Origin of the sequence: Sporosarcina sp. FSL K6-1522, from assembly GCF_038622445.1 — a bacterium.
GTDB lineage: Bacteria > Bacillota > Bacilli > Bacillales_A > Planococcaceae > Sporosarcina.
This window is the reverse complement of sequence record NZ_CP152019.1, coordinates 2802822-2819105: the sequence shown is the minus strand read 5'-3', so window position 1 is coordinate 2819105 and position 16284 is coordinate 2802822. Positions and strand designations below refer to the sequence as shown.

The 16284-nt window shown below is 42.0% G+C and carries 16 protein-coding genes; 3 read left to right on the top strand and 13 right to left on the bottom strand.

Annotation, left to right across the window (positions count from 1 at the left end):
* Positions 1-63: 63 nt before the first annotated feature.
* From MKY34_RS13860 to MKY34_RS13840, 5 genes are all read right to left on the bottom strand, one after another.
* Entirely contained in the window at positions 64-381 is a 318-nt protein-coding gene (locus MKY34_RS13860) for a hypothetical protein (RefSeq protein WP_342511543.1), read from the bottom strand.
* On the bottom strand, positions 381-806 hold the full coding sequence (locus tag MKY34_RS13855) for a thioesterase family protein (protein WP_342511541.1): 426 nt from the start codon (positions 804-806) through the stop codon (positions 381-383). The genes MKY34_RS13860 and MKY34_RS13855 overlap by 1 nt, the downstream gene beginning before the upstream one ends.
* Before the next feature lie 117 nt (positions 807-923).
* Complete coding sequence (gene acnA / locus MKY34_RS13850; RefSeq protein WP_342511539.1) at positions 924-3638, bottom strand: aconitate hydratase AcnA; 2715 nt, start codon at positions 3636-3638, stop codon at positions 924-926.
* A gap of 164 nt (positions 3639-3802) precedes the next feature.
* The gene (locus tag MKY34_RS13845; protein WP_342511537.1) at positions 3803-5125 is read right to left on the bottom strand and encodes a D-arabinono-1,4-lactone oxidase; all 1323 of its coding nucleotides are present in this window, start codon (positions 5123-5125) and stop codon (positions 3803-3805) included.
* On the bottom strand, positions 5113-6285 hold the full coding sequence (locus MKY34_RS13840) for an amino acid deaminase/aldolase (RefSeq protein ID WP_342511535.1): 1173 nt from the start codon (positions 6283-6285) through the stop codon (positions 5113-5115). Before MKY34_RS13840 ends, MKY34_RS13845 begins: the two co-directional genes overlap by 13 nt.
* A gap of 290 nt (positions 6286-6575) precedes the next feature.
* Here MKY34_RS13840 and MKY34_RS13835 point away from each other — a divergent pair, with 290 nt between their 5' ends.
* Complete coding sequence (locus MKY34_RS13835) at positions 6576-6830, top strand: GlsB/YeaQ/YmgE family stress response membrane protein (protein WP_342511533.1); 255 nt, start codon at positions 6576-6578, stop codon at positions 6828-6830.
* Positions 6831-6878: 48 nt separating this feature from the next.
* Here the strand turns inward: MKY34_RS13835 and MKY34_RS13830 are convergent, their stop codons facing one another.
* Together MKY34_RS13830 and MKY34_RS13825 are read right to left on the bottom strand one after the other, a co-directional pair.
* Entirely contained in the window at positions 6879-7544 is a 666-nt protein-coding gene (locus MKY34_RS13830; protein ID WP_342511531.1) for a lytic murein transglycosylase, read from the bottom strand.
* A gap of 37 nt (positions 7545-7581) precedes the next feature.
* Complete coding sequence (locus MKY34_RS13825; RefSeq protein ID WP_342511528.1) at positions 7582-8214, bottom strand: SCO family protein; 633 nt, start codon at positions 8212-8214, stop codon at positions 7582-7584.
* A gap of 175 nt (positions 8215-8389) precedes the next feature.
* Here MKY34_RS13825 and MKY34_RS13820 point away from each other — a divergent pair, with 175 nt between their 5' ends.
* Positions 8390-8833: a DUF2621 domain-containing protein gene (locus tag MKY34_RS13820; protein WP_342511526.1), complete on the top strand. Its 444-nt coding sequence runs from the start codon at positions 8390-8392 to the stop codon at positions 8831-8833.
* 86 nt (positions 8834-8919) lie between these two features.
* Here the strand turns inward: MKY34_RS13820 and MKY34_RS13815 are convergent, their stop codons facing one another.
* The 5 genes from MKY34_RS13815 to MKY34_RS13795 all read right to left on the bottom strand — a co-directional run bounded on the left by MKY34_RS13815 (position 8920) and on the right by MKY34_RS13795 (position 14198).
* A complete protein-coding gene (locus MKY34_RS13815; protein ID WP_342511524.1) occupies positions 8920-9459 on the bottom strand; it encodes a cytochrome c biogenesis protein CcdC in 540 nt (179 codons plus the stop codon).
* Complete coding sequence (locus MKY34_RS13810; RefSeq protein ID WP_342511522.1) at positions 9450-9776, bottom strand: thioredoxin family protein; 327 nt, start codon at positions 9774-9776, stop codon at positions 9450-9452. The genes MKY34_RS13815 and MKY34_RS13810 overlap by 10 nt, the downstream gene beginning before the upstream one ends.
* Positions 9777-9791: 15 nt before the next feature.
* A complete protein-coding gene (locus MKY34_RS13805; RefSeq protein ID WP_342511519.1) occupies positions 9792-10502 on the bottom strand; it encodes a cytochrome c biogenesis protein CcdA in 711 nt (236 codons plus the stop codon).
* Positions 10503-10656: 154 nt separating this feature from the next.
* Positions 10657-12438, bottom strand: a complete 1782-nt coding sequence (locus MKY34_RS13800) for an ABC transporter ATP-binding protein (protein WP_342515265.1) — start codon at positions 12436-12438, stop codon at positions 10657-10659.
* Between the two features lie 5 nt (positions 12439-12443).
* Positions 12444-14198, bottom strand: coding sequence for an ABC transporter transmembrane domain-containing protein (locus tag MKY34_RS13795; protein WP_342511517.1), 1755 nt, complete (start codon positions 14196-14198; stop codon positions 12444-12446).
* 185 nt (positions 14199-14383) lie between these two features.
* Here MKY34_RS13795 and MKY34_RS13790 point away from each other — a divergent pair, with 185 nt between their 5' ends.
* Entirely contained in the window at positions 14384-14857 is a 474-nt protein-coding gene (locus tag MKY34_RS13790) for a DUF4362 domain-containing protein (protein WP_342511515.1), read from the top strand.
* Positions 14858-15024: 167 nt separating this feature from the next.
* Here MKY34_RS13790 and MKY34_RS13785 read toward each other — a convergent pair whose 3' ends face one another.
* Positions 15025-16269, bottom strand: a complete 1245-nt coding sequence (locus MKY34_RS13785; RefSeq protein WP_342511513.1) for a dihydrolipoamide acetyltransferase family protein — start codon at positions 16267-16269, stop codon at positions 15025-15027.
* Between the last annotated feature and the right edge of the window lie 15 nt (positions 16270-16284).

The window sequence follows — 16284 nt, the reverse complement described above, 5'->3', positions numbered from 1 at the left end:
ATTATGCAATGTACATGTATTGGGTCTAGGCTAAATTGACTTCATCAAAAAAAGCATAAGGCTCTACGCCTTACGCTTTTTGATGGGGGCGAATCGTTCCAACTGATCGATTAAGCCTTCGTGTTCTAAAATACTGCGTTCATGCTGACCAAATAGGTCGAAGTGTGGATAATGATCTCGCATATCAATCCACTCACGCTTTAACCCGTATTGTTTACCCCATTCAACAAGTTTATCAATATCTGCACAGCCTGCTTTTGTGACTGTGTTACACCCTGGAAAACGATCATCTAACCAGTAATGCGTCAAAAATACGATTTCACCGTTCGCTACGGCTTTCTTCCATGCAACAAGCTCATCACGTTTAATGCCGAATGCCATTAGTTCGTCACTCGCTGAATTTCTACATATTTCGCATCCCATTCAGGGGCAATTTTCTGTAGGGAAACCGGACGGAAAGTCTCTTTCTTTACGACTACATGTTCCGAAGTACCAGTTGCAGCAACTTTTCCGTCTTCATGGAGAATTTCATAGCCATATGTCGTGCGTAATTTCCCATGTGACTCAATCCACGTACGTACAGTGGCCTTCTGCCCGTATTTCATCGCCGCTTTGTATTGGATAGAGATGTCCGTCACAGGCGACAAATAGCCGTCTGCCTCAAGCCCAGCGTATGTAAACCCAAGACTTTCAATTAAATTCGTCCGTCCAATTTCCATCCATACTAAATAATTCGCATGGTAGACGACACCCATTTGATCGGTTTCCGCATACCTAATTTCAATTTTCTTTTCACTTATATACAATTGCTATCACCTCAATGTTTATTATACAAAAAGAATGTTCAAAAAGCTGTTGGAAGGCTATGTTTACCCTTAAATAATAGAAGGGTGCCCGATCATATCGGACACCCTTCTTAAAGATTAGTTGGTTTTCATTTTATCACGAAGAACCATTTGCAGGATTCCACCGTGACGGTAGTAGTCAACTTCAACTTCAGAGTCGAAACGTGCAAGCACGTCAAATTCTTTCACAGAACCGTCTGTTGCAGTTGCTGTTACTTTTAGAATATCGCGTGGTTTTACGCCTTCTGCGATGTTAACGCTAATCGCTTCTTCACCTGTTAAGCCAAGTGATTCAGCACTGTCACCATTCAAGAATTGAAGTGGTAGAACGCCCATCATCACAAGGTTTGAACGGTGAATACGTTCGTAGCTTTCCGCGATAACTGTTTTAATGCCTAGAAGGGATGTACCTTTCGCAGCCCAGTCACGTGAAGAGCCCATTCCATAGTCTTTACCAGTAATAATTGCAAGACCTGTACCGTCTTCTTGATACTTCATAGCTGCATCATAGATCGGCATGATTTCTTTTGTTGGCCAGTACGTTGTGAATCCACCTTCTGTACCTTTTGCAATTTGGTTACGAATACGAATGTTAGCGAATGTACCGCGCATCATCACTTCATGGTTCCCACGACGTGAACCATAAGAGTTGAAGAAACGTGGGCTTACGCCATTGTCAAGCAAGTATTTCCCTGCAGGTGTATCTTTACCAATCGCGCCCGCTGGTGAAATATGATCCGTTGTGATGGAATCGCCGAATTTACCAATGACACGAAGTCCTGAAAGTGCTCCAATGTCAGCAGGTTCTTTTGCAAGACCTTCAAAGAACGGTGGGTTTTGGATATATGTTGAGCTTTCATCGAAATCATACAATGCTTCGTCTGTTGTTTCGATTGCATTCCATGCTTCGTTCTCAGTGAATACGCGTGCGTATTCTTTACGGAATAATTCAGGTGTAACTGTTGCGTGAACAACTGCTTGAACTTCTTCCGTTGTTGGCCAAATGTCTTTAAAGAAGACGTTATTGCCGTCTTTGTCCTGACCAATTGGGTCTTTTTCGAAGTCAATATCCACTGTTCCAGCAAGTGCATAAGCAACAACAAGTGGCGGTGAAGCCAAGTAGTTTGCTTTCACAAGTGGGTGAATACGTCCTTCAAAGTTACGGTTACCCGAAAGTACTGATGACATAAGCATATCGCTGTCCATGATCGCTTTTTCGATTTCTGGAAGAAGCGGACCTGAGTTACCGATACATGTCGTACAACCGTAACCTACTGTCGTGAAGCCGATTTGATCTAGGTAAGCATCCAAACCAGAATCTTTCAAGTAGCCTGTTACAACTTTTGAACCTGGTGCGAGTGACGTTTTCACGTAAGCTGGTGGCGTAAGCCCTTTTTCGACAGCTTTTTTCGCAACAAGACCAGCACCTAACATAACATATGGGTTAGATGTGTTTGTACATGAAGTAATGGCCGCAATCGCAAGTGAACCTGTTTGAATATCAACAGAACGTCCATCTTCAAAGTTAACAGTCGCTGTTTTTTCAAGCTCTTTCGGTGTGAAACCGAAACCTTGGTTCCCTTCAGGTGCAACAACTGCGTCTTTGAACGCGCTTTGCATTTCTGTCAAAGGAATCATATCTTGTGGACGTTTTGGTCCTGCAAGGTTTGCTACGATTTGAGAAAGGTCGATTTCAACAACGTCTGTGTATGTCGGATCTTCGTTGTCAACTGTGAAGAACATGTCGTTTTCAATCAAATATTGTTTAACAACTTGGATGTTCTCTTCTTCACGGCCTGTTAAGCGCATATAGTTAAGTGCTTCTTCGTCGACTGGGAAGAAACCACAAGTTGCACCGTATTCTGGTGCCATGTTTGCAATTGTTGCACGGTCTGCAAGTGGTAATTTAGAAACGCCTGGTCCGAAGAACTCAACGAATTTACCAACAACGCCATGTGCACGAAGTGTTTGTGTCACTTTAAGTGCAAGGTCTGTTGCTGTTGTACCGTTTGGTAGTTCGCCAACTAGTTTTACACCGATAACTTCTGGAATTGGGAAGTATGAAGGTTGTCCAAGCATACCTGCTTCAGCTTCGATACCACCGACGCCCCATCCAAGAACACCGATACCGTTAATCATTGTTGTATGAGAGTCTGTTCCAACAAGTGTATCTGGGTACGTTTCGAATGTGCCATCTTCGTTTTCAACAGCATGCACAACGTTTGCCAAGTACTCAAGGTTAACTTGGTGAACAATACCTGTTGCAGGTGGTACTGCACGGTAGTTGTCGTATGCTTTTTGTGCCCAGCTTAGGAACTGATAACGTTCTGCGTTACGCTCGAACTCAAGCTCCATATTTTTTTGCAATGCATCAAGTGTTCCGTAGCGGTCTACTTGTACAGAGTGGTCAATAACTAGGTCAACTGGAATTTCAGGGTTAATTTTGTCAGGGTCTCCACCCATTTTCGCCATTGCTGAACGAAGCGCAGCAAGGTCAACAACAACAGGTACTCCTGTGAAGTCTTGTAAGATAACACGTGAAGGTTTGAACGGTACTTCCGCATCAGCGTCAGCATCCTTACCCCATTTTGCCAGATTTTCGACGTGATCGTCTTTGATTACATAGCCGTCATGCTGGCGCAGGACGGATTCAAGTAGCACTTTGACTGAATAAGGCAGTCTAGAAATGTTCGCGATGCCGGCCTCTTCGAGTGCAGCAAGACGGTAATAGTTATACGTCTTCCCGTTCAATTCGAATGACTTGCGGCTGTTGTGTAAGTTGCTTTTTGCCATTGCTAAAATCCTCCTTCATTCTACTAAAAACTACTGAAAAGGCTATAATTAAGCGTCTTTTCTCTAGTTCATCATATAATACCAATGCACATAAGTAAAATACATTAAAATTATAGTCTTCCATAAGTTATTGTTATGACCCGTTTTACGCATAAGATAGCTCTTTACAAACTAAAAATAGACTTGAAGTAGTTCGTCATAAAAATGCCATTCGAATCGCACTGTTCCTGGATTGTTAGAAAACGGTCGAGATCAGGATAAAGTCTTTGTAGCTTTTCTTGTGTTAAATCATTTTTCTTTCCAAAATGCGGTCGTCCGCCATATTTCGACATCATGTTATGAACCCATTTGAAATATGGGCCGTCGTCCATGCCTTTATACATATGGAACGCAAGATAAGCTGTTTCCTCTCCTCGCGTTGGGCTCAGAAAAGCATCTTCTCCAGCCGTAACCCGGCACTCGATTGGAAAATGAACATAAAATGGATGGGCATATAAAAAGGCATGAATTTCTTGGATACATGCTTCAAATGCAGCTAAAGGAATGGCATACTCTGTTTCCGTAAACTTGACCAATCTCGGAGAAGGGAATATTTCATAGTACATACCGGCTCTGGAGCCCGTTGGGATACTTTTTGCGGAAAAATGGGTCATTTTGCGAGATAACCCTGGTTTCATGCGACAAACTTCCGAAATAGCTTTAAAACCAGCTGTTTCAACAAGTCCATTTTTCACAAAATCGAGCGCTTTTGACTGGATTGTTTGCTTCGCAAGTGGAATCTGATTCGTTTTCTTTACTTGAACGGTATCTGTACCTGGGAAGTAAAACCATTCAAAGTGCCTATTCGCACGGATATCGGATGCCCATGCAGCAAGTGCTTCATCGAATGAATAGATAGCACTTGTCACTTGCAAACTATACAGTGGCACTGTACGTATCGTCACATCCACTAAAACACCAAGCATACCAAGTGATAGACTCAAAGCCTTTGATAGTTCGTCATCACCTCTTCGATGGTGACGAACAGCTCCTTTTCCATCTATCCATGTCCAAGCAACAATTTGGTTTGATAGCGACCCCAAGGTAATCCCTGTTCCATGCGTACCTGTACTAATAGCTCCCGCAATGGTTTGCTGTTGAATATCACCCATATTTTCAAGCCCCATACCAACTGCAGCCAAAAACGACGCTGCTTCATACAAATAGGTACCTGCCCACAATGTCGCTTCCATTGCTTCGCTGTCATAGGAAATCAGACCCCGTAAATAATCGAGCGACATCGCATCACTTTCAGGTTTTGCCACGGGACTAAAAGAATGAGCTGCGCCTATTACACGGAGAGAAGTGCCACGGATTCGACAACTATTGACAGTATCTTGGATATCACCAATGCTTTTGGGGTAATGAAAATAATCTGGAATAGCTTGCTCATTTTGAGCCCAATTGGTCCACTTTACGCCTTTGTTCGGAACATTTACAGAAAACATCCGTCTTCCCCCCTATATGTTTTATAGGCACCTTCGTATCTGCTTCCCCGTCTTGCGTGAAGCTCGGGGAAACGTTCACATAACTCGCCCGCTTTCGCATGTCGAAAATAAACCGTATCTCCAATCTGTACGGCATCATCTCGATCTCGCAATGGTGTTTGCACTTCACCGGCACCTTCATTTTTCAAGAAGGATAGATTCGCTGGCCAAACAGGCATCGGGTTTTTATCGCTCCCGGTTACTCCAGATGCAATGTAGCCTCCACCATGACAAACGACTACGCCTTGCTCCGGCTTTCTTGTTACACGTAGCGCAAACATAGCCGCCGGTTCAAGTGGTAAATTTTTATAGCGTGAAAAGAGGGCAGGAAAATAAAAAGCGGAACCAATTGTTAGTTCTGTCACTTCCTCCTCTCCAGCCGTAAAATCAATACTACCTGAACCACCACCATTGACAAATCGAAGAGTCGTTATTTCTCTCCTAATCAGATCAATGGCATCAGTACGAAACTTGCGCACCCCTTTATAGGACAGCGCCTTCAATCGCTTAATGAGCAGCTTTTGCCAACTGACTACTGGCAAATCCGCTACTCCTGCAATTTGTGCTTCATACCCCATCACACCTATTATTGTCGTATGTGTGAATGAAGCACCGCTTCTCACTAACGCCGCCACATCATCAACGGTTTGTAATGCTGATCTTTTCGTCCCAAAATACAGCATTTTAAAATCAGTGGACAGATTCAAATCCACACAAACTTCAAACACAATCGCATGCTCCTGACCAATTGACTCTAACCATTGCCACTGCTCTAGTCGATCAATCATAAAAATGACCGTTCGACCTTCACGGATAAAAGGTATAATCCGTTCTACTGCATCCTTTTCATATTGCGGATAGCCTAATAACAAATCATCAAACCCATTTTCAAGAAGGTAATGGGTTTCCCGCAGATCAAATGTCATCCATCCCACTGGATGATTCAATCGTTCCGCTATGTACTGTAAAAGTTGAATAGAACGCACTGATTTTGTCGCAATACGAATCCCTTTTTGACCTGCAACTCGATTAACAAATGCAATATTGCGATCTAGTGCGTCCAAGTCGATACAAGCGAACGGGCGTGTAAGATTGACATAGGCTACTTCCGCTTCTTCCAAAACAGCTCCTCCTTTCAGTAAGTGAACGCAACTGCTTTATTAAGTATATTCTGATATTTGTTTTCACGCAAAAATAATCAACTATTCAGCACCTTCAAACAGTTGGACCTTCATAAAAACCATATGACGGGGCACAACATATAATGAGTTAATAATCGTAGATTTCCTTCTACCTTGTTGCTTCAACTTTTTTGGTAATTTTTTCGTTTTCCATGTTTAAAGTATTGTAAGAAGGGTTATGGCAAATACTACAGAGGCAATTATGAATGACCACAAAGGAGATGGACAGTATGGGATTCATTTGGTTTCTCATTATCGGTGGAATTATCGGCTGGCTTGCCAGTTTAATTCTAGGTAGAGATATCCCGGGCGGCATCGTTGGAAATATAATCGCTGGGATTATCGGTGCTTGGATTGGTGGAAAGTTGCTTGGATCATGGGGGTGGAAAGTTGCTGATTTCTACGTTTTCCCTGCTTTAATTGGAGCAATTATCCTTGTGTTTATTGTGAGCTTTGTTTTAAGATCCATGCGCAAAGCCACTTGATTTTACATCATAAAAAAAGATGGACCCCAAAATGTCGGGTCCATCTTTTTATTGTTCTGTTTCGATTCGATATGCCTCGAATTCATTAAAAAAGCCGAGCACATCTTGCACGTATTTTTCACTACGGTTGTATTCAAAAATGGCTTCTTCGTAATCGCCATCAGCAGCGCCGCTTCTCGCAAGATAATTGGCTGTACTAAAAATGGCATCTTCAATATCGTATGGATCGGCAATGCCATCTCCATTCGCATCGACACCGTAGCCGCCATATTGCTTAATGACTTCCGGGTTCGTCTTATCCACTTTAGGTATGTCCCCTTGACCAAGTCCCCCACAGCTTGGGTGACTCCAACCCACAAATGTACACGGCATAAACTGCATGTGTCCTTCTGCCCCAACTGGTGACAGTAGCGGGTCCATTGTTGAAAACCGCGTTTCAATACGGTGATGTGCCGCCAACAATGTCCATGGAACACCATACGCCTCACTAGCCGCTTTATAAATTGGGATATACTCTTCTGGAATCGTTGTCCCGCTATGACGCTCTTGCAAATCTAACAATGTATTCGTTGATTTTTGAAGTAGGTCTGGATTTTTAATACCCATCCAAATAATAGCTGTCAATGTAAAGATGACTACCGCAATGGGAACGAGTAAAATAATAAGTACGACTTTTGCCTTCATCGACAATCGTTTATTTTTTTGTGTTTTCATCTTCTCACTCCGTTAATACCAGTCTTGCTTCGCTCGATTAAGCACCTTCTTTAATGAGCGCCTTCATGTCTTTGACGATGTCATCATATGGTACGTCTTCTACTCCACTATAAGTCTTGACGACTTTACCTTCTTGATTGACTAAAGCAAAACTAGTCCCGTGTAGGACTTGACCTGCTTCCGGACTTGTTTCCGGATATGCGGCCACCGGCATTTTAAATGATTTTGCAGAAAGATCCGCAATTTCCTGTTGCGTGTAACCCGTTAACATCTCCCACTTTGACTCATCCCACTTTTGCTCGCCATCCCCTGGAGCTGCCGCATAACTATCCAAGTATGTCTGCAATACTTCTGGTGTATCAAAATCTGGATCAACACTAAACGATACAATTTTATAGTCTTCTACTCCATCTTCAATGAGTTCATGCTGAATTTTCGACATGTTGAACATCATTGGTCCACAAACCGTTGTACAGTTTGTAAAAACAAATTGCGCAAGCCAAACCTCTCCCTTTAGATCATCCAAGGAGACTTTTTCGTTGTGCTGGTTTGTAAATTCAAACGGCTTGATGTCATATGCATGGTCGGCTTTGAAGCCCCCTGGGCCTGAACAGGCACTTAAAATAAGGATTACAAGTAAGACATATGGTAGCAAAAACTTTTTACGCATTCGATTTCCTCCACTATCTATTGATATGTCCATCATAGCGGAAGTAATAAAGCTAAACAAGCAAAGCACTAACCGCTTCCTTGTCTAAAGTTTGACGTTTTTGTGAAGTATACTTCATCTTTAGAATACATTGTTCGTGTATTTTCTTGCAGATGCTCTTATAATAGTGAGTAGAATGGAAGAGGTGAGACTGTTGCAAGAAGATTTATTTATGTGGTTTATCATGTTCTGGTGTGTTGTCCTTGTCGGATTATTTGGCATTGGCGGCTTTTTCATGTTCCGTAAGTTTTTAAAAGTGTTCCCGAAAGCAGATGGAAAATCAACACTTGACTGGGAAGAACATTATGTTGAAAGTTCACTTCACCTATGGAACGATGAAGCAAAACTCATGCTAAATGAGCTCGTTACGCCTGTACCTGAATTATTCCGTCCTGTAGCAAAACAAAAAATCGCAGGGAAGATTGGCGAGATTGCGCTGGATGAAAAGGCAAAGAGCATCAATCATGATCTTATTATTCGTGGCTATATACAAGCAACACCAAAACGGGATCATAAATTCCTACGCAAAAAGCTAACTTCCATGGAAATCGATATGACTCCGTACGAACATTTGTTTTAATATGTAATAGAAAAAGGTGCCCATCTCTACTGATGGACACCTTTTTCTTATGAGCTCGCTCCCAAATCCAACGGCTCTATTACTAATCATTCCTCTATCTTTGACTTGATATAAGCGGGAGACTTCTGCTGAAGTGAGTTGAATTTCAACAGCATACCAATCCGCCACGGAACAATCATACCGAAGGCTAGAATCCAGAACATCCCGCCCAGTTCTCCTACATCAATCGTATTGCTAAGGAATAGTTTCCCGACGAGGCGAACAATCAGAAGTCCAAATAGGATGAAAAGGAACGCTTTTGAGCGCTTGACATAAATGCCGTCTGCTTTTTGTTCAAAATTCGTTGTCTTAATGAGAATCACTGAAAATAGCATCCCCACTACAAGTGCTTCAATAATTTGTAAGGGGTGCACACGAAACGCATCAAAGACAAACATCAAGGCACCCGTTGACATAAACAGAGGCGGCAAGATGATTTTTTTCGCTGTAACAGGTCTTTTTGCGGCTTTCGATCTCACGATAAGTGCCATCGTCCCCATGAACAAGGCCAGAACGGTTGAACCTATCACAAGGTAAACGGCGGGCACTTTCGTAAAAACTGTTTCAATCAATTCGTTCAATCGCATTCACCCCGCTCTACAAGCTCCTGCAAGCGCCCTTTCAACTCTTCCATACGGACGAATCGAGCAAATCGAGCATATTCCTTTCCATTATAAAACAACAACACAACGGGTGCCGTAAATAATGCAAGTTGGCCTGCAATTTCTGGCACTTGCGCTACATTTACTTGATAAAAAGGGAGTGAATAATCCGTCTGCAAGCCCAACACTTGCGGGTATAATCCTTCACAGACTGAACAATTATCCGTTTTCACAAACAATAGCGCAGTGTTTCCCGCCTCCATCAGTGCAGCCCATTCTTCAAATGAGGTAATTCGTTCCACCCATTTTCCCTCCCATCAAAAGCCTTGAAAGTCTCCAAAAATCGGGCTAAGTAAGCTAATAATATATGTCATGCCATCGAAAAACAGTAGAATTCCGACTGCAATCATAATATAACCGCCAACCTTCATAATAATGCCACTCGATTTTCGAATCCAACCAAGCTTGGTGATGAAAAATGACAAGACGAAGAACGGAATGGCGAAACCAAGAATGTAGGCAATCATATAAGTCATACCTGATCCTGGATTGGCAGCAGCTAAGCCAATAATCGCACCGATAATCGGTCCCGAACATGGCGTCCACCCCGCCGCAAAACCAAGTCCAATTAGGACAGATCCAAAATAGCCAGTAGGCCTATTTTTAAATTGAAGCTTTTTTTCTCTCATCAAAAACTGTGGTGTAAATAAACCAGCAATCATAACACCAAATAAGACAATGAAAATCGCACCAACTTGTCTTAAAATCGTCTGATTTTCAATGAAGAACTTCCCTACAAACGACGAACCAAAACCAAGGACAATAAAAATAAGTGAAAATCCTATCAAAAAGAATAGCGTATGAAGCATTCCACTTTTACTCATCCGTTTTGAATCCGATTTCAAATCATCCAATGACATGCCCGTAATATACGATATAAATGCTGGGTACAGCGGCAATGAACATGGTGAGATGAAACTTAAGAATCCTGCACCGAAAGCAAGAAATAGATTTAAATCAGCAGTCATTCTTCTCTTCCCTTCTCTTTTTATGTCTCAATCGTATCAAAAGAAGCGTTGAAATACGCTTAATTTGTCTGTGAACAGTTTATGACAATTCTTTTACGGTCACTAAAAATGACTTGTACTGTCCACTTATGGACATGTACAAGCCATTTCCCTATTAGATAGCATCTTCTACGAGACCATTTTGCAATAGATACATCTTATGATAAAGCCCTTTTTGAGTAAGTAACTCTTGATGCGTTCCCCGCTCAACAATTTCTCCCTTATGCAAGACGAGAATCAGTTCTGCATCTTGAATCGTGCTCAATCGGTGCGCAATGGCAATGGTCGTACGGCCTTTTCGCATCTTTTCAAGACTCGCTTGAATGGCCACCTCTGTTTCCGTATCAATATTGGCCGTCGCTTCATCGAGCACAAGAATTTTAGGGTTTGTCGCAATCGTTCGTGCGAATGCGACGAGTTGACGTTGTCCGCTTGAAAAAGTCGAGCCACGTTCCGTCACTTTTTGTGCATATTTCTCTGGCAACTTGTGAATAAATTCATTCGCTTGTACAAATTCTGCAGCCGCCCGTACTTCTTCAGACGTCATGTCCTTCGCATGCAAACGAATATTGCTCTCAATATCCCCATAAAACAGGAATGGATCTTGCAATACTAGTCCCATTTTCTTTCTCAGCTCGTCTTGTGGATACGCCTTTAAGGAAATACCATCTATACAGATATCCCCACGCTCATATTCATAGAATCGCATTAGCAAATTAATGATTGAGCTTTTTCCACTACCCGTATGCCCCACAAGCGCAACTGTTTCGCCGGCATTTGCGGTAAATGAAATGTTTTTTAACACATCCGTTTGTCCATCATAAGAAAAGGTCACGTTACGAAATTCAATTTGACCAGCTATAATACGTGCATCTCCGCTCTCCTGTTGGCTTGGCTCCATATCTGTATCATCCATCAGTTTGAAAACGCGCGATGCAGAAACAAGCGCCTGTTGGAAAATGGACAGTCGTTGCATAACTTGCTGAACGGGTTGGAAAAGTCGACCAATCAACGTCGTAAACGCATAGAGTATACCAACCTCCACAGCGCTATCAAATGACAAAAATCCAAAGTAGCCTAGCACAAAAACAATAGCTGCCGCATATAGCAGGTCAATGGCTGGCCCCAACAGTACACTATCGAATCGAATGTTCCGCATGCCTGCACGGAAGTGTCTATCGTTAATGGCCGCAAACTCCGCTTCCAATCGATCTTCTTGTCGGAATGCTTGTACCATCCCCATCCCAGATAACGATTCAGCAATCTTGGCATTCAATTGACTTAAACGCTCACGAATATCTTGGTAAAAATCAGCGCTGTAATGCCTGTACATCATAATAATAATGAGGATGAGTGGCAACAATACGAGGGACATAAATGCCAACTGGACATCCAGTGTGAATAGGGCGATGTAAACGCCAATCAGAATAAATATGGCCTGTAAAAACGTCACAATTACACTATCAAACATTTCTTTAATCGCTTCAGTATCATTTGTTACACGCGATACGATGCTACCCGCAGGGGTTTTATCGAAATACCGCATACCGAGTCCTTGTACTTTTGAAAAAACATCGATACGCATCTGCTGGATAATTTTTAATGCAATAGCATGAAAGCGAAGTAGCTGAAAGTAGGAGACAACAACCATCAATACTTGAATACTAATGTAGACAACTGCAATCGTTACCACTTCCGTTTTCGGAAAGCTCATCGGAGTTAAATAATCATCAATAAAGCGCTGAATAATAAGCGGACCGATAATCGTACCTGCCGTTGTCAGTAGCAGAAGGGTCAGCGCAAAGCTTATACTTTTTTTATGAGGAATCGCATAGCGCAACAATCGTGTGAAGACGAGCCATTGCGCTTTCGCAGTTAGTTTTGGCTGTTTTTCCATCGACATCATGCCTCACCTCCCTGTTCAACAAGTACTTCTAGTTGCTGCAAGTCATACATTTCTTTATATTTGCCATTCATGGCGAGTAACTGTTCATGTGTTCCAGCTTCGACAATCGTTCCTTCATCCATGACGAGGATAGTATGGGCATGCTGGATAGCACTTAAGCGATGCGATGTAATCATTGTCGTCTTGCCTGTTCGTGTTTGTTTTAGCGACGCCAAAATAGCTTCTTCCGTTTTGGCATCCACCGCAGATAACGAATCATCCAAAATTAATATTTCCGGTTCCATTATCAGCGCTCGTGCTATGGAGACGCGTTGCTTTTGACCGCCTGATAATGATACGCCGCGTTCGCCAACAACCGTAGCATAGCCTTCTGTAAATGCCAAGATATCGTCATGAATATGAGCAAGTCGCGCCGCGTGATAAATCTTTTCAGTTGCAATATTCGGATTAGTAAACGCAATGTTTTCAGACAATGTCGTTGAAAATAGAAAATGATCTTGCGGCACATAACCGATGGATTCTCGCAAACGCTGCTGTTTGTATTGATTAATTGGCTTGCCTCCATAAACGATATTTCCCTGATAATTTTCAAATTCCCGCAGCAATAGTTTTAAAATCGCTGTTTTACCCGATCCAGTCTTCCCGACAATACCCAGCGTTTCTCCTCGCTTCAAAGTAAAGTGGACATTATGCAAAGCTGGACGTTCATCACCCGGGAATGTAAATGCATCGATTGCAAAATGGAGATCGCCTTCTGGCTTTTCATCGATGGCGCCAGGCATATCTTTAATTTCTGGTGCTACAGCTAGTAATTCCATAATACGACCATAAGAGGCATTTCCACGCTCTACAATATTAAACAAAAAACCAAATGCCAGCATCGGCCAAACGAGAAGACCAAGATAAGCACTAAATGCCACCATATCACCAATAGACATATCACCTGCAATGATAAATTTCGTCCCGAAGAAGAATGACAACATATATGAAATCGCAAACACACCCGTAATCGTTGGGTCAAACAATGCATCTACCTTTGCAACACGCATGTTTTTAGCTACAACATCTGTCGATAGCTTCGTAAAATCTTCAATGTCCTCCTGTTGCTGACCGAAAGTTTTAATCACTTTAATGCCCGCTATACTTTCCTGCGCCTTATCATTCAAATCGGAAAAGGCTTCTTGCGCAAAACGAAATCGCTGACGCAGTAATTTTCCGTAATAACCTGTCAAGAAAATCATCAGTGGCAATGGTATGAGTGCAATGAGCGTTAATTTCCAATTGATGGTGATGGCCATCGTCAATATGACAAACCCACCCGTTGTGATGGAATCGACTAACGTCAAAACTCCCATACCGGCCGTTTGTTGGACAGCATTAATGTCATTTGTGGCATGGGCCATTAAATCCCCGACTCGCCTCTTTTGATAAAAGGATGGCGACATTCTAGTGAAATGATTAAATAATTTCTCCCGCATCGTTCGCGATAATAACACAGCCGAGCCAAAAATCATCACCCGCCAATAGTAACGTGCAATATACATAAGAATTCCCGCCAGCCCTAGGATGACGAGCCAGGTCACCAACCCACGTACTGTCAAAGAATCTGTCGCAATTGTATCAACAATGATGCCGATGATTTTCGGAGGTAACAATTGCAAAAGTGATACAAATATAAGCATGGCAATCCCGATTATGTATTGCTTCTTCTGCTGCTTAAAAAACCAGCCGAGCTGTAGTAAAACCTTCATAGGATCCCCCCGCCTTTTCGATTCGAATTTGTCCTTTGAATAGTGTAGCAAAAGTCAGAACTTTAGAAAAGGTACGTGTTTCAAATTATTCGATTTCTGAAATAATCTTCAATTTTAAGTTGGGATACAGCATCCGCCTCACTCATATAATGAAGAGAATATACTATACCGCTCGTTGAAGGAGGGTGAAAATACTGAGAACCATTAGTAACAAAACACGCTTAGCCTTAGTTATCCTAATAGGAGTCACACTTAGTGCAGCCTGTTCTTATGATAGTGAAAAAGCAATTCTAAATGGTGATGTCGTGAATATGCATGGACCTGTTTATAACTTTGATCGATTTGAAACATTTTTAGAACAGATTGGTATGGCAGAAACGGCTACGGTTCGAATTACGAATTACACACTTGAAGGTAATCCTACTTTCTACAATGTGTCGTTCGATGGATCCACAATCGATTTAGAAATCGACCGTTCAAAAGATAAAAACAAAGGCAACACCCCGGCTAAAATGAATATGTCATGTACAGATTTAGCTATAGAAGATGGACAACAAGTAATTACGTACACACTTGAAGGTTGTGACCATAATGCATCAAGTGAAGGTTTTACGCTGTTAAGTGTATTGAAAGAAATTGAGCATTCCGATTCACACTAGCTATCGTTCTAATCAAAATCTATTATTTCAGCTCCAACAATTTTACTTATCAAAATCTTATAAACCGCCAAACCATCTACTACACAAGATTTCAATAACCAGCCTAAATCAAATAAAGATTACCAGTAGTGTGCTTAGCATCTACTGGTAATCTTTATTTTTATCTATTAGAGTACTAATCGATAAGGGGACTCTATATAGCTGACCAAAATTGTTAAGAACTCAGCGGCTGTTGCACCGTCTACTATTTGATGATCAAAGGTGATACTCAATGGAATTTTCTTAACCGATTTCACTGTATCGTTTTCGGTTAAGATTAATTCATCTTGGGAAGCCCCTACTCCTAAAATACCCGTTTCTGGCGTATTCAAAATCGGTGTAAAGTATTCAATTCCACTAGCCCCTAAATTGGTAATCGTAAATGTCGAGCCGGAAAGCAGATCTCCGTTCGCCTCTCCGTTTCTAGCTTTCTCCGTAACTTCCTTCAGTTCTTTTGCAAGACTGCCAATTGTTTTTTGATGTGCATCCTTAATAACAGGGACTAATAAGCCGTCTTCTAAGGAGGTCGCAATTCCTAGATGGATCTCATCGAATTCCGTCAATTGGCCATCTTGATAAAGGGAATTCATTTTCTTCAGTTCTTGTAAAGCAAGAACTGTTGCTCTAGCAATCAATACCGTTAAAGTCAGTTTGACCTCTAAATCACTTGATGCAATTTCTTTTTGCAACACTTTTTGGAAATCAATCAAGTGATCTATATTCGCTTTTCGGTGTAACGTTAATTGCGCTGTTTGCCCTAAACTTCCACGCATATTCCGCGCAATTGCTTTGCGCATTGGAGAAAGCCCTTCACCAACTGTTGCCAAATCGACTGACATAGCTCGGGCTGTACGGTCAGATGAAGTAGCTGATTTGTCATCTAGTCTATTTGCTAGTACCCGTTGAATATCTTGTTTGGTAATTCGATTATTACCACCGGTACCTTTGATGGATGCAATGTCTAACTGCTCCCTTTCAGCCATTTTTTTAGCTAATGGCGTAATGAAAATCCTTTCACTTGTTCGGGCCTTTTTTGCTGTGCTTGCCGCGATGGCTGCACTGTCCGTCTCAGGGACAGTAACCTCGACAGCGATAGATTGCTCGACTTTCTTATTACCCGTGGAAGCAGTCTCCCCTTCCACTCCAATTACGCCAATAACAGCGCCGACTTCCAATTCATCTTCCACTTCACCATGCTTGGTCAATAGAATACCTGATATCGGCGCCTCAATATCTTGGTTTAATTTTTCCGAACTAATCATCAAAATCGCTTCGCCTTTTTCAACAGAGTCTCCAACATCTTTATACCATTCCGTAATTGTACCTTCCGTCATCGTCATCCCTAATTTAGGCATTACAATCGCTTCACTCATTGTCTCATTCACCTC